Source organism: Dactylosporangium siamense, from assembly GCF_016862795.1.
Taxonomy (GTDB): domain Bacteria; phylum Actinomycetota; class Actinomycetes; order Mycobacteriales; family Micromonosporaceae; genus Dactylosporangium; species Dactylosporangium siamense.
The window spans coordinates 1-13,550 of the sequence record NZ_BONQ01000038.1 but is presented as its reverse complement, the minus strand read 5'-3'; the positions used below and the strand labels follow the sequence as shown (position 1 = coordinate 13,550).

The following is a 13,550-nucleotide window of genomic DNA, read 5'->3' as shown; positions in this document are numbered from 1 at the left end:
TGTCAGACTCCCTAGGTACAGTCGCGGCCGATGCTGCGAACAACTCTCGCCGGGCTGCGTGCTCACAAACTCCGGTTGCTGCTGACCGCGACTGCCATCATGATCGGTGTCGGTTTCCTTGCCGGCACCCTGGTCTATGGCGATACGGCCAAGGCCGCCTTCTACGACGACCTTGCCCGGGCCGCGAAGAACGTCGACGTCTCCGTCGGATCGTCCGGCTTCAGCGAGTCCGGGCAGCGGTTCGACCCCGGCATCGTCGAGGAGATCAAGGCCGTGCCCGGCGTGACGCACGCCGACGGCCGGATGGCCGAGCGGCTGCCCATGCTCGACGGCAAGGGCCGGCTGATCTCCTACCTGGGCCGGATCGGCTGGGCGCTGTCCACGCCGGGCGACGATCACCTGTCGATGTACGACATCGGCACCGGCCGTCAGCCGCAGCGGGCCGGCGAGATCGCGGTCGACGACACCACCGCCGAGATCTACGGCTTCACCGTCGGCCAGCAGGTCTCGGTGGTCGGCCTCGACCAGAAGCCGGTCGCGCTGACCCTCGTCGGCATCATGGACCTGGGCGCCAACAAGCGCTTCGCGGGCTTCACCGTGGCCGCGCTCACGCCCGGGGACATGCGGACGCTCACCGGCGCCGACGGCTACGCCCAGGTCGTCGTGTCCGGGCAGCCGGGCGTGTCGCAGCAGGAGCTGGCCGGCCGCATCGAGTCGGCCCTCGGCAGCCGCGCCTGGGTGACCACGGGTGCGCAGCTGCGCGAGGAGTACGCACAGGCCGCCGCCAAGTACGTCGACGGCTTCCTGATCGTGATCTTCGGCTTCGGGCTGATCGCGCTCGCGGTGTCGGTCTTCGTCATCTACAACACGTTCGCGATCCTGGTCGCCCAGCGGATCCGGGAGCTGGCGCTGCTGCGCTGCGTCGGGGCGTCCAAGGGCCAGCTGTTCGGCTCGGTGATCCTGGAGGCGGTCGTCGTCGGCGTCGTCGCCTCCCTCGGCGGCCTGCTGGTCAGCACCGTCGTCGGCGAGGGCCTGCTGATCGGCCGCAACACCGTCGGCAGCGGTGTCCGGGTCGACCGGCTGATCGTCACGCCCACCACGATCCTGGTCGGCGTCTTCGCCGGCACCCTGTTCACGGTGATCGCGTCGCTGCTGCCGGCGGCCACCGCGAGCCGGATCCCGCCGATCGCCGCGCTGCGCACGACCGCACTGTCCGAGGTCGCACCCGGGCGCCGGCTGCTGCGGGTCGCCCTCGCGGCGGTGCCGGCCGCGGCCGGTGGGCTGCTCATGCTGTACGGGACCACGGTGCCCGGGTTCACCGGCGTGCCGATCGTCTTCCTCGGCGCGATCGCGGTCTTCACCGGCATCGTGATCGGGGCGCCGCTGATCGTGTCGCGGCTGACCGCCTGGGCGGGCTGGCTGCCGGCGAGGCTGTTCGGCGCCGCCGGCCGGCTCGCGGTCACCAACGCGCTGCGCAACCCCAAGCGGGTCGCGGCCACCACCAGCGCCCTCATGGTCGGCCTGGCGCTGATGAGCGTCTTCAGCGTCCTGCTGGCGACCGCGCGGGCCCAGGCCGAGCAGGAGCTCGACGAGAACTTCGCGGTCGACTACATCATCAGCGGCGTCTACACCCCCGGTGGGCAGAGCCGGAAGGTGCCCCTGGCCGTGACCGCGACCCTGCGCTCCCACCGCGAGCTGGCCGCGGTCGCGGCCGCCCGCAGCCGCGGCGGCGAGGTCGACGGCCGGCAGGCGGAGATCTGGTCGATGGAGCCGGGCGCGCTCGACACCGTGCTGCGCCCCGAGATCACCGCGGGCTCCGCGGGCGCGCTCAAGCCCGGCGCGGTCGCGCTCAACCGGTTCTTCGCCGACGAGATCGGCGCCCGGGTCGGCTCCGAGGTGCGGGTGCGCACGCTGACGCTGACCGTCGCCGCGCTCTACGACGACGCCCCGACCGACGGCCAGGCGCTGCTGGACTGGGCCGACTACGCCACCGTGTTCGGCCCCGGCGACCCCGACCAGGTGCTGGTCAAGGCGGCGGAGGGGGTGGCGCCGGCGGACTCCCGGGCCGCGGTCGACGCGGCGCTGGTCCAGGCCCCGCTCACCCAGATCAGCAGCCAGGCGGAGTGGCGGGCCCGGATCACCGGCTCCCTCGACGAGCAGCTCGGCGTGTTCTCCGCGCTGCTGGGCATGTCGATCGTGATCGGCCTGACCGGCATCGCCAACACCCTGGCCCTGTCGGTGCTGGAGCGCACCCGGGAGTCGGCGCTGCTGCGGGCCCTCGGGCTGTCGCGCGGCCAGCTGCGCGGCATGCTGATCCTCGAGGCGATGCTGATGGCCTTCGTCGGCGCCGTGGTCGGCGTCGGCTTCGGCGTGCTCGTCGGCGTGTCCGCCTCGGTCGGCCTGATCCGCCAGTTCGGCCACGGGCACCCGGTCGTCCCGTACGGCCAGCTGCTGCTCTACGTCGTCATCGCCGCCGTCGCCGGTGCGGTCGCCGCCGTGCTGCCGGCCCGCCGCGCCGCCCGCACCGAGGTCGCGGCCGTCATGGCCGACGACTAGACGGGCATCTGCCAGAGCTCGCGGATGGTCTCGGTGACGCAGTGCTCGCGCGGGCGGCCACAGGTGCACAGGTGCCCGTCCGGTTCCTCGCAGCGGCGGTGTGTGACCTTTTCCGCAGCGTGCTGGGCAACCGCCGCCGAGAGCGGTCGCGCGGGCTCGATGAGTCCGGTGTTCTGTGACATTTCCCCCACCCCCGGGTTCAGGGTGAGCCGTCGGGTGACAGTTTTCACCGCTCTTCTCAACCTACTGTCGAGTAACATCCGGGAGGCAAACCTGTTACCGCCGGAGTTGAGCCGTAACGTGGGGCGCAAGTGGGCCGCGATGACGCGGCGACTGTCAAGCAGGAGGACCTCGGACCGCGATGAAAATCGTCGTACTCGTCAAGCAGGTGCCGGACTCCGGCGCGGACCGCAACCTGCGCAGTGACGACAACACCGTCGACCGCGCGTCGGCCAGCAATGTGATCAACGAGATGGACGAATACGCGATCGAGGAGGCGCTCCGCCTCCAGGAGGCGCACGGCGGCGAGGTGGTCATCCTGACCGTCGGCCCCGACCGCGCCACCGAGTCGATCCGCAAGGCCCTCTCCATGGGCCCGGACTCCGCCGTCCACGTGGTCGACGACGCGCTGCACGGCTCGTGCGCCGTCGCCACCTCGAAGGTCCTCGCGGCCGCCATCGCCCAGCAGGGCGCCGACCTCGTCATCTGCGGTGCGGAGTCGACCGACGGCCGGGTGCAGGTGCTGCCGCACATGATCGCCGAGCGGCTCGGCATCGCGGCGCTCACCGGCGCCCGCAAGCTCACCGTCGACGGCACCTCGCTGACCATCGAGCGGCAGACCGACGAGGGCTACGAGGTCGTCACCGCCTCGACCCCGGCCCTGGTCAGCGTCTGGGACACGATCAACGACCCGCGCTACCCGTCGTTCAAGGGCATCATGGCCGCCAAGAAGAAGCCGCTGCAGACCCTGTCGCTGGGCGACCTGGGCATCGCCGCGGGCGAGGTCGGCTTCGACGGCGCGACCAGCACCGTGGTCGAGCACAGCAAGCGCCCGCCGCGCCAGGCCGGCAACAAGATCGACGCGGGTGACGACGGCGGCAGCAAGCTCGTCGAATACCTGGCCTCCGAGAAGTTCGTCTAAGGGAGTTCGAAACCATGGCTGAAGTACTGGTCGTCGTCGAGGCCTCCCAGGGTGTCGCCAAGAAGGTCACCCTCGAGATGCTGACCCTGGCCCGGACGCTCGGCGACGTCTCCGCCGTCGTGCTCGGTGGGTCGGCTGCGGCGCTCGCCGACAAGCTCGGTGAGTTCGGCGCCTCGAAGATCTACGCCGCCGAGGGCGAGGACCTCGACGGCTACCTGGTGGCCGGCAAGGCCACCGTCCTGGCGGCGCTGATCCAGCGCGTGTCGCCCGCCGCGGTCCTCCTCGCCTCGAGCCAGGAGGGCAAGGAGATCGCCGGCCGGGTCGCCGTCAAGCTCGACAACGGGCTGCTCACCGACGTCGTCGCCCTGGACGCCGACGGGGTCGGCACGCAGGTCGTCTTCGCCGGCTCGACCATCGTGAAGTCGAAGGTCAGCAAGGGCCTGCCGATCGTCACGGTCCGGCCCAACTCGCTCACGCCCACCCCGGCGCCGGCCACCCCGTCGGTCGAGCAGGTCGAGGTCGCCCTGACCGACAAGGACAAGCTGGCCAAGGTCGTCGAGCGCAAGGTCGAGGCGAAGGGTGCCCGGCCCGAGCTGGCGGAGGCCTCGATCGTCGTCTCCGGCGGACGCGGCGTCGGCAGCGCCGACAACTTCAAGCTGGTCGAGGAGCTGGCCGACCTGCTCGGCGGTGCCGTCGGCGCGTCCCGCGCGGCCGTCGACTCGGGCTTCTACCCGCACCAGTTCCAGGTCGGGCAGACCGGCAAGACGGTGTCCCCGCAGCTGTACGTGGCGCTCGGCATCTCCGGCGCCATCCAGCACCGGGCCGGCATGCAGACGTCGAAGACGATCATCGCGGTCAACAAGGACGCCGAGGCGCCGATCTTCGAACTGGCCGACTTCGGCGTGGTCGGCGACCTGTTCAAGGTCGTCCCGCAGGCCGCCGAGGAGATCCGCAAGCGCAAGTAGCGCGCCCTGCTCATGATCCGGAAGACCTTGTGTACCCCTGTGTGCAAGGTCTTCCGGATCATTGCTGTCTACGGCAGCGTGCCGCGCAGCAGGCTCTTGCCGGAGTGGGTCGCGTCGCCGTCGTGCGGCTCCGCGGAGATGTCGACGATGTTGAACTTGTGCAGGTCCAGGTTGCCGGGCACGTTCAGCTGCTGGTCAGCCTTGGCGCCCATCGGGCCGAGCGCCTGCATCCGCAGGCCGGGACCCTGCAGGCTGGTCGAGTCCAGCAGCCAGGCCTCGTAGTCCCCGTCGGCCTGGGCCGGCATGCCCTCCGCGTGCACGACCAGCTTCCGCTCGCCGTCCACGGTCACCAGGCAGGCGAACCCGCCGGCGCCCGCGGGCGCGCCCGGCAGCGCCTCGAGGGACACCCTCGGCGCGCCGGCGGGGCAGGCCGCGACCGGGGCGGCCGCCGGCTCGTCCCGCAGGGCCAGGGCCGTGCCGGCCGCGGCGACGACCGCCGCCACGATCGCGGCGGCCGCGGCGATGCCGGCGGTGGCGCGCCAGCCGGGCGCCCGCCGCCCGGCCGAACGCCGGGCGGCCCGCAGCCGCCCGACCTCGTCGCCGCCGGGCACCGGACCGGCCTGGCCGTTGGCCGGGCCCGGAGCGCCCGATCCGCCGACCGGGGCCGCATTGATCAGCGCGTGGTGTTCGGTCCTGCCGTCGGACAGCGCTCCGGGCACGCCGGACCGCGGCTGCCCGCCGGTCGGGATCGCCGGCGGTGGGTCGGTGTGCAGGGTCACCGCGGGCGGGGGCGTGGCACGGTCGCTGGCCGCCAGCTCCGCGCGGATCCGCTGCCACACGTGCTCCGGTGGTGGCGGCAGCTCCCGCAGCCGCTGCGTCTGCCGGCCCAGGCCGGCCACGCCGCGCAGCTCGTCCATCTCGGTGCGGCACTGCCCGCACGTGTCGAGGTGGCCGGTCTCGTGCTGGTCGAGGGTCCCCTCACCGAGCGCCAGAAGCACCAGCCGCTCGGGCTCCAAATGTGACACCGTCCACCTCCCATCGACTGCGTAGTCTCGCCATGCCGCGCCGCAGGTGACTCTTCACCGTGCCCAGGGGCAGGCCCGTCACCGCCGCGATCTGCGGATGGGTCAGGTCGTCGTAGAACGCCAGCTCCAGCACCCGCCGCTGCTCGCCGGGCAGCTGGGCCATCTCGTCGGCGACGACGAGCCGGTCGACCACCCGGTCCGGTGGCGCCTCGACCTCGCCCACGGGCGCGAGCCGCCGCACCGAGTCGGCGATCCGGTCGTCGCGGGCGGTGGCGCGGATCTGGTCGACGACCTTGCGCCGGGCGATCCCGAGCAGCCAGCCGAGCATCGAGCCGCGGGCGGGGTCGAAGCCCTCCCGGCCGAGCCAGGCCGCGACGAAGGTGGCCTGGGTGACGTCCTCGGCGTCGGTCGTGCTCGCCAGGCCCCGGGCGGCGAGATGGAACACGGCCGGCCCGTAGCGCTCGTACGCCTGCCGCAGCGCACGCTCGTCACCGGCCCGGAACAGGCTCGTGAAGCCGTCGTCGCCGTCGGTGGTGTCATCGACGCTCGCCGAGCTCACCGTGGTTGCCGCCATCGCACAGGCACGTCCTGAAGCTATCGCATCTCAAGGGAGGACTTCCGCATACGTGTTCGGCGCGGACGGGTCCGCTGGATGCACTTCGTGGCCATTTCCACTCACCGCATCCGGCCCGGCGGCGCACCGCGAAACCCTGGCCGTCACTCCATCCAGACAAGGAGCACCCCAGATGCGCATTCGCAGGACGCTCGCCGGGCTCGCCGTCGTGGCCGCCGCCACGGTCGGCGCCGGTGCCCTGGCCACGGCCCCCGCGCACGCGGCCGGGCCCTCGAAGGTCTCGGTCGTGCACGGCATCCCCGGCCAGCCGGTCGACGTCTACGTCAACGGCGCCAAGACGCTGAACAACTTCCAGCCCTCCACCGTCGCCGGCCCGCTGGACCTGCCGGCCGGCAAGTACGACATCGTGATCGTGAAGCCGGGTGACCCGGTGAGCAGCCCGATCATCAAGGTCGACCAGGCCGCGGTCCCGGCGGACGCGAACATCACGCTGGTCGCCCACCTGACCGCCGACGGCAAGCCGACCCTCACCCCGTTCGTCAACGACGTGAGCAAGGTCGCCGCCGGCAAGGCCCGCCTGGTCGTCCGGCACACGGCGGCGGCGCCCGCGGTCGACGTGCGGGCCGGCGGACAGCCCGTGTTCAAGAACCTCACCAACCCCAACGAGGCGAAGGCCGACATCGCCGCCGGCACCGTCAGCGCCGACGTCGTCCTGGCCGGCACCACCACCGTGGCGATCCCCGCGGCGAGCCTGACCCTCGCCGAGGGCACCTCGACCATCGTCTACGCGGTCGGCTCGGCCGAGGGCAAGACGCTGGGGGTCGTGGCACAGAAGATCGAAGGACTGCACTCGACGCCGGGTGGCGTGCCCAGTGGCACCGGAGGCCTGCTCGAGCAGCGCACTCCGTGGGGCTGGTACGCCCTGGCGACGGCCGCGCTGATCGCCGCCGTCGGAGCCGGCGTGGTCCTGCGGCGCAGGGTCCGCGCCTGATGCACCGTCCCACCGGGGAAGGCGCGCTCCGTACCGGGGCGCGCCTGGCCGAGGCCGTACCGATGGCGGCCCTGCTGCTTCTTGCCCTTCCGGGGTGCTCCGGTGAGCCGGCGCCGAGCGTCGGCGGTGCGACCGTGTCGGCGCTCGCGAGCCCTGCCGCACCGGCGAGCGGCGGGGTGCCGGTGCAGGGCGGGGCGTTGCCGAGCGGGGCCGCCGTCGTCGCGCCGGCGCGGCTGGAGATCGGCAAGCTGAAGCTGGCCGCACGGGTCGACGCGGTCGGCATCGACGCCGCGACGGGTGACTTCGCGGTCCCGCCGAGCGTCGACGAGGTCGGCTGGTATCGCTTCGGCCCCGGCCTGGAGGCGACCGCGGGCTCGATCGTGATCGCCGGGCATGTCGACAGCGCGGAGCAGGGCAAGGGGGCATTTTTCAGACTGCGCGAATTGGCGCCCGGGGATGTGCTGAAGGTGACGGGCAGTGACGGTTCGGTGCGCGTGTTCACCGTCGTGGCCAGGGAGGTGTTCGCCAAAACCGCTGTTCCGCTGGAGCGGTACTTCGCCCGGGACGGCGTGGTGCGGCTGACACTGATCACGTGCGGTGGCCCATTCGACGCGCGCACCCGCCACTACCGTGACAACGTGGTGATCACCGCGCAACCGGCAGCGCGGTAAGGAGCGGGCGGCCGTTAGGCTTGGGCCCGATGTCGTACCTCGACCATGCCGCCACCACGCCGATGCTCCCGGAGGCGCTCGACGCCTTCGTCGCCGCGGCCCGTGCAGTCGGCAACGCCTCGTCGCTGCACGCTCCCGGCCGCCAGGCCCGCCGCCGGGTGGAGGAGTCGCGCGAGCAGATCGCCGATGCCCTCACCGCCCGACCGTCCGAGGTCATCTTCACCGGCGGTGGCACCGAGAGCGACAACCTCGCCACCAAGGGCATCTTCTGGGCCCGGCGGGCCGCCGACCCGCGGCGCAACCGGGTCGTGGCCAGCTCCGTCGAGCACCATGCGGTGCTCGACGCGGTCACCTGGCTGGAGCGGCACGAGGGCGCGGCGGTGACGTGGCTGCCGGTCTCCCGGTCGGGCCGGGTCTCCGCCGCCGACTTCGCGGAGGCCGTGTCCGGCGACGATGTGGCGGTCGCCACCGTGATGTGGGCCAACAACGAGGTCGGCACGCTGCAGCCGGTGCCCGAGCTGGCGGCGCTCGCGGCCTCGGCGGGGGTGCCGTTCCACACCGACGCGGTGCAGGCCGTCGGGCAGGTCCCGGTCGACTTCGCGGCCAGCGGCGCCGCCGCGCTCACCGTCAGCGGGCACAAGATCGGCGGCCCGATCGGCGTCGGCGCCCTCCTGCTCGGCCGGGAGGTCGAGTGCACGCCGCTGCTGCACGGCGGTGGCCAGGAGCGCGACGTGCGGTCCGGGACCCTCGACGTGCCCGGCATCGTGGCCCTCGCCGTGGCGGTCGAGCTGTCGGTCAAGACCCAGCGCGAGACCGCCGAGCGGATCGGCCGGCTGCGCGACGACCTGGTCGCCCGGGTCCACGCCGCGGTGCCCGGCGCGATCCTCAACGGCGATCCCACGGGCCGGCTGCCCGGCAACGCGCACTTCTCGTTCCCCGGCTGCGAGGGTGACGCGCTGCTGCTCCTGCTCGACGCGCAGGGCATCGCCTGCTCGACCGGTTCGGCCTGTTCGGCGGGGGTGGCGCAGCCCTCGCACGTGCTGATCGCGATGGGTGCCGGCGACGCCGAGGCGCGCTCGTCGCTGCGTTTCACGCTCGGGCACACGTCGACCGTCTCCGATGTCGACGCGCTCGTGGCGGCGCTGCCCGGCGCCGTGGAGCGGGCGCGGCGGGCGGGCGCGGTCAAATCGCGTTGACGCTTGGCTAGGCTTCTGGTGTGAGAGTGCTGGCGGCGATGTCCGGAGGGGTCGACTCGGCGGTGGCGGCCGCCCGGGCGGCGGAGGCCGGTCACGACGTGACCGGGGTCCACCTCGCCCTGGCCCGCAACCCGCAGACGTATCGCAGCGGCGCCCGGGGCTGCTGCACCCTGGAGGACGCCCGCGACGCGCGGCGCGCCGCCGACGTGATCGGCATCCCGTTCTACGTGTGGGACATGGCCGAGCAGTTCCACGAGTCGGTGGTCGACGACTTCGTCGCCGAGTACGCGGCCGGCCGCACGCCGAACCCGTGCCTGCGGTGCAACGAGAAGATCAAGTTCGAGGCGGTGCTGGACCGCGCCGTCGCCCTCGGCTTCGACGCCGTCGTCACCGGCCACCACGCCCGGCTCGGCGCCGACGGGCTGCTGCGCCGCAGCGTCGACTACGGCAAGGACCAGTCCTACGTCCTGGCGGTCCTGACCGCCGCGCAGCTGTCCCGGGCGATGTTCCCGCTGGGTGACTCGACGAAGGCGCTTGTGCGCGCGGAGGCTGCCTCGCGTGGGCTCGCGGTGGCGGACAAGCCGGACAGCCACGACATCTGCTTCATCGCCGACGGCGACACCCGCAAGTTCCTCGCCGATCGGCTGGGCTCCCAGCCCGGCGACATCGTCGAGGCGACCACGGGGGCGGTCGTCGGGCAGCACGCGGGGGCATATGCCTACACCGTGGGCCAGCGGCGAGGACTGGACCTGCGGATCTCGGCGCCGGATCGCAACCCTCGCTACGTGCTGTCGATCACTCCTTCGACGAACACGGTGACGGTCGGGCCTGCCTCGGCGCTGGAGGTGTCCACGGTCGTCGGGACACGGCCTATCTGGCATTCTTCGGACTTTTCGGTCGAGTGTTCCGTCCAGCTGCGGGCCCACGGCTCCGTGTTCCCGGCGTCGGTGGCGTTCGACGGTTCGTCGTTGGTGGCCTCGCTGGCGTCGCCGGCGCGCGGGGTCGCGACCGGGCAGGCCATGGTCTGCTATCAGCCCTCACCTGACGGGGACATCGTGCTCGGTTCTGCCACCATTTCGGAAACTTCATGACATTTCCCTGGCCGGCGGGGTCCGCCACCGGGATCGGGTCCATGCCCGGCACCGACATCGCCGAAGCCCAGCGGATCGTGCTCGGCGAGCTGCCCGACCTGCCGCACCTGCCGGAGCTGCCGGACCGGGGACCCGGCGCCGACATGATCGGCCGGGGCGGCGCGCTGCTGACCGAGCTGCCCGTCGAGCTTTACGCGGGCCGCTGGCGCGTCGCCTCCCGCCCCGGACACGACCTGCGGGTGGGGCTCGACTACCTGGAGCGCGACCTCGACACGATGACGGCGCAGGCGTCGGAGTTCGGCGGCCTGTTCAAGATCCAGGTGCCGGGGCCGTGGACGCTTGCCGCGTCGCTGCAACTGCCGATCGGCGGGGCCGTCCTGCGTGATCCCGGGGCAACCCGCGATCTTGCCGCTTCCCTCGCCGATGGGGTGGCCCTGCACGTCGCGTCGGTGCGGGCGCGGCTGCCGCAGGCGACGATCCTGCTCCAGATCGACGAGCCGTCACTGCCCGCGGTGCTGGCGGGGCGGGTGCCGTCGGAGAGTGGGTACGCCACGCTGCGTTCCGTGGATCCGTCGTTGGCCCGCTCGTCGCTGGCGTCGGTGATCTCGGCGGCTGATGTGCCGGTGGTGGTGCACTGCTGCGCGGCTGACGTGCCGCTTTCTCTGCTGCGCACGGCGGGCGCCATGGCGGTTGCCTTGGATCTGTCGCTCATTTCAGACTTGGACGCTTTGGGCGAGTTCCTCGATGAGGGTGCGGGTCTGTTCGCCGGGGTGTCCGGGCCGTCTCCGGCGGATGCCGTCCGGGGTCTGTGGCGCAAGCTCGGGTTCCCGCTCAGCGCGCTGCCGGTGCAGGTGGTCGTCACGCCGCCGTGCGGCATCTCGGTGCCGCCTCTTGCCGTCCTGCGGTCCGTGCGCGACGCCGGGCGCCGGCTCACGGACCATCTGTAGGGATTTTTTGTCGTACCCGGGCGGTAAGTTCGTGGCATGAGCGACGCAGGGACCGAGCCCACCCTCGAAGCGCGTGAGCGGCACACGGAGCTGTCCCGCGAGCTGGACGAGCATCAGTATCGGTATTACATCCTGCAGTCGCCCGCCGTCGACGACTCGGTCTACGACCGGCTGATGCGCGAGCTGGAGGCGATCGAGGCCGAGTTCCCGGCGCTCGTCACCCCGGACTCGCCGAGCCAGCGCGTGGGCGGCACGTTCTCCACCGACTTCGCGGCCGTGCAGCACGCCGAGCGCATGCAGAGCCTCGACAACGCCCTCGACGACGACGAGCTCGACGCCTGGATCCAGCGCACCGAGCGCGACGCCGGCAGCCAGCCGCGCTACCTGTGCGAGCTGAAGATCGACGGCCTCGCCATCAACCTCACCTATGAGCGTGGCCACCTCGTGCGCGCGGCCACCCGCGGCGACGGCCGCACCGGCGAGGACGTCACGCTCAACGTGCGCACCATCGCCGACATCCCGAATCGTCTCGCCGGCACCGAGGTGCCGGACCTGCTCGAGGTCCGCGGCGAGGTGTTCTTCACCCTCGAGGGCTTCGCCGAGGTCAACGCCGCCCAGGTCGCCGCCGGCGAGAGCCCGTTCGCCAATCCGCGCAACGCGGCCAGCGGCAGCCTGCGCCAGAAGGACCCGCGCGTCACCGCGTCCCGCCCGATGCGCATGCTCGTGCACGGCTTCGGCGCCCGCGAGGGCTTCAACCCCGCGAGCCAGTCCGAGGCCTATGAGCTGATGCATGCCTGGGGGCTGCCGACCTCACCCCGCTGGCAGGTCTTCGACGACCTCGCCGGCGTGCGCTCCTACATCGCCGACTACGGCAAGCGCCGCCACACCATCGAGCACGAGATCGACGGCGTCGTCGTCAAGGTCGACCAGATGTCCATCCAGCGCCGCCTCGGCTCCACCAGCAAGGCACCCCGCTGGGCGATCGCCTTCAAGTATCCGCCCGAGGAGGCGATGACCAAGCTCATCGGCATCGAGGTCAACGTGGGCCGCACCGGCCGCGTCACCCCCTTCGCCGTGATGGAGCCGGTCTTCGTCGGCGGCGTCAGCGTCGCGAACGCCACGCTCCACAACGCGCACGAGGTGGTCCGCAAGGGCGTCCTCATCGGCGACACCGTCGTCATCCGCCGCGCCGGCGACGTCATCCCCGAGGTGCTCGGCCCGGTCGTGGACCGCCGCGACGGCACCGAGGTCGCCTTCGTCATGCCGACGCAATGCCCGTCCTGCGGCACGCCGCTCGCCCCGGAGAAGGAGAGCGACAAGGACATCCGCTGCCCCAATGCCCGCGCCTGCCCGGCCCAGCTCCGCGAGCGGCTGTTCGCCCTCGCCGGCCGCAACGCCCTGGACATCGAGGCCCTCGGCTGGAAGTCCGCCGCCGCCCTGCTCGAGTCCGTCATCGTCAACGAGGCCGACCTCTTCGACATCGACGCCGACAAGCTCGCCAAGGCCCCCTTCTTCGTCAACAAGGACGGCTCGCTCAGCAGCACCGCCCACCAGCTGCTCGCCAACCTCCAGGAGGTCAAGGAGCGCCCCCTCTGGCGGGTCATCGTCGCCCTCTCCATCCGCCACGTCGGGCCGACCGCTGCCCAGGCCCTGGCCAACTCCATCGGCTCGATGGCCACCATCTCCACCGCCACCCCCGAGGAGCTCGCCGCCGTCGAGGGCGTCGGCCCCACCATCGCCCGCGCCGCCCACGACTGGTTCACCGTCGACTGGCACCGCGAGATCGTCGAGCGCTGGACCGCCGCCGGCGTCCGCATGGTCGAGGACCAGATCGCCTCCGGCCCCCGCCTCCTCGACGGCATCACCGTCGTGGTCACCGGCTCCCTCGACCGCTTCTCCCGCGACCAGGCCGCCGAGGCCGTCACCTCCCGCGGCGGCAAGGTCTCCGGCTCCGTGTCGAAGAAGACCCACTTCGTGGTCGTCGGCGAGTCCCCGGGCTCCAAGGCCGACAAGGCCGCCACCTTGAAGGTCCCGATCCTCGACGAGTCCGCCTTCGAGGTGCTGCTCACCGAGGGACCGGACGCGGCCCGTGCCCTTGCCCAGCCCACAGACCAGCCGGCTGACCAGGCCTCCGACGCCGAGCTGCCCGTGTAGCTGTTTCCTGGTCCGCTGGGTCGTCAGGCCTGGGGGGGGGTTGCATGTCCGGATGGCTCGCTGCTTTCCGGTGCTGTGGTGCGTTCTTCCCGAAGAACCTGTTGGTAGCTGCCTGTTGAGGTCCTGGTGAGGGTCATTCGCTTGGAGCCTCGCTGGTGTCGGTCCTCGGGGCCTCGGTGGTTCCGCACGGCCCTGGCGGGCCGCGCGACAGGGTGGCGTGGTTCCGGTCCGTGCCCTCG

Annotated in this window: 11 protein-coding genes; 9 read left to right on the top strand and 2 right to left on the bottom strand. The window is 72.2% G+C overall.

What is annotated here, in order from left to right; all coding sequences use genetic code 11:
- The first annotated feature begins 30 nt into the window (after positions 1-30).
- The 3 genes from Dsi01nite_RS12920 to Dsi01nite_RS12910 all read left to right on the top strand — a co-directional run bounded on the left by Dsi01nite_RS12920 (position 31) and on the right by Dsi01nite_RS12910 (position 4,662).
- On the top strand, positions 31-2,556 hold the full coding sequence (locus Dsi01nite_RS12920; RefSeq protein ID WP_203846355.1) for an ABC transporter permease: 2,526 nt from the start codon (positions 31-33) through the stop codon (positions 2,554-2,556).
- A gap of 361 nt (positions 2,557-2,917) precedes the next feature.
- Positions 2,918-3,697, top strand: coding sequence for an electron transfer flavoprotein subunit beta/FixA family protein (locus tag Dsi01nite_RS12915; protein ID WP_203846354.1), 780 nt, complete (start codon positions 2,918-2,920; stop codon positions 3,695-3,697).
- 14 nt (positions 3,698-3,711) lie between these two features.
- Entirely contained in the window at positions 3,712-4,662 is a 951-nt protein-coding gene (locus tag Dsi01nite_RS12910; protein ID WP_203846353.1) for an electron transfer flavoprotein subunit alpha/FixB family protein, read from the top strand.
- Between the two features lie 68 nt (positions 4,663-4,730).
- On the opposite strand, the gene Dsi01nite_RS12905 is transcribed toward Dsi01nite_RS12910, so the two are convergent.
- Both Dsi01nite_RS12905 and Dsi01nite_RS12900 read right to left on the bottom strand, forming a co-directional pair.
- A complete protein-coding gene (locus tag Dsi01nite_RS12905; RefSeq protein ID WP_203846352.1) occupies positions 4,731-5,687 on the bottom strand; it encodes an anti-sigma factor in 957 nt (318 codons plus the stop codon).
- On the bottom strand, positions 5,641-6,261 hold the full coding sequence (locus Dsi01nite_RS12900; RefSeq protein ID WP_203846351.1) for an RNA polymerase sigma factor: 621 nt from the start codon (positions 6,259-6,261) through the stop codon (positions 5,641-5,643). The genes Dsi01nite_RS12905 and Dsi01nite_RS12900 overlap by 47 nt, the downstream gene beginning before the upstream one ends.
- Positions 6,262-6,433: 172 nt before the next feature.
- On the opposite strand from Dsi01nite_RS12900, the gene Dsi01nite_RS12895 reads away from it, so the two are divergent.
- The 6 genes from Dsi01nite_RS12895 to ligA are packed head-to-tail and all read left to right on the top strand — an operon-like array spanning position 6,434 to position 13,311.
- Complete coding sequence (locus Dsi01nite_RS12895) at positions 6,434-7,252, top strand: DUF4397 domain-containing protein (RefSeq protein ID WP_203846350.1); 819 nt, start codon at positions 6,434-6,436, stop codon at positions 7,250-7,252.
- Positions 7,252-7,923 (top strand): class F sortase, encoded by a 672-nt coding sequence (locus tag Dsi01nite_RS12890; protein WP_239135862.1) that lies wholly within the window; start codon positions 7,252-7,254, stop codon positions 7,921-7,923. The genes Dsi01nite_RS12895 and Dsi01nite_RS12890 overlap by 1 nt, the downstream gene beginning before the upstream one ends.
- Before the next feature lie 29 nt (positions 7,924-7,952).
- Entirely contained in the window at positions 7,953-9,119 is a 1,167-nt protein-coding gene (locus tag Dsi01nite_RS12885; protein ID WP_203846349.1) for a cysteine desulfurase family protein, read from the top strand.
- A 20-nt stretch (positions 9,120-9,139) separates the two neighbouring features.
- Positions 9,140-10,210, top strand: a complete 1,071-nt coding sequence (gene mnmA, locus Dsi01nite_RS12880; protein WP_203846348.1) for a tRNA 2-thiouridine(34) synthase MnmA — start codon at positions 9,140-9,142, stop codon at positions 10,208-10,210.
- On the top strand, positions 10,207-11,157 hold the full coding sequence (locus Dsi01nite_RS12875; RefSeq protein ID WP_203846347.1) for a uroporphyrinogen decarboxylase/cobalamine-independent methonine synthase family protein: 951 nt from the start codon (positions 10,207-10,209) through the stop codon (positions 11,155-11,157). The genes mnmA and Dsi01nite_RS12875 overlap by 4 nt, the downstream gene beginning before the upstream one ends.
- Positions 11,158-11,193: 36 nt before the next feature.
- Positions 11,194-13,311, top strand: a complete 2,118-nt coding sequence (ligA, locus tag Dsi01nite_RS12870; RefSeq protein ID WP_203846346.1) for an NAD-dependent DNA ligase LigA — start codon at positions 11,194-11,196, stop codon at positions 13,309-13,311.
- Positions 13,312-13,550: the final 239 nt, after the last annotated feature.

Excerpts from the sequence above, each read along its gene's own strand:
- Dsi01nite_RS12915 (WP_203846354.1), top strand. The coding sequence starts at position 2,918 with ATGAAAATCGTCGTACTCGTCAAGCAGGTGCCGGACTCCGGCGCGGAC.
- Dsi01nite_RS12900 (WP_203846351.1), bottom strand. The coding sequence starts at position 6,261 with ATGGCGGCAACCACGGTGAGCTCGGCGAGCGTCGATGACACCACCGAC.
- Dsi01nite_RS12895 (WP_203846350.1), top strand. The coding sequence starts at position 6,434 with ATGCGCATTCGCAGGACGCTCGCCGGGCTCGCCGTCGTGGCCGCCGCC.
- ligA (WP_203846346.1), top strand. The coding sequence starts at position 11,194 with ATGAGCGACGCAGGGACCGAGCCCACCCTCGAAGCGCGTGAGCGGCAC.
- Dsi01nite_RS12920 (WP_203846355.1), top strand. The coding sequence starts at position 31 with ATGCTGCGAACAACTCTCGCCGGGCTGCGTGCTCACAAACTCCGGTTG.
- Dsi01nite_RS12890 (WP_239135862.1), top strand. The coding sequence starts at position 7,252 with ATGCACCGTCCCACCGGGGAAGGCGCGCTCCGTACCGGGGCGCGCCTG.
- Dsi01nite_RS12885 (WP_203846349.1), top strand. The coding sequence starts at position 7,953 with ATGTCGTACCTCGACCATGCCGCCACCACGCCGATGCTCCCGGAGGCG.
- Dsi01nite_RS12875 (WP_203846347.1), top strand. The coding sequence starts at position 10,207 with ATGACATTTCCCTGGCCGGCGGGGTCCGCCACCGGGATCGGGTCCATG.
- Dsi01nite_RS12910 (WP_203846353.1), top strand. The coding sequence starts at position 3,712 with ATGGCTGAAGTACTGGTCGTCGTCGAGGCCTCCCAGGGTGTCGCCAAG.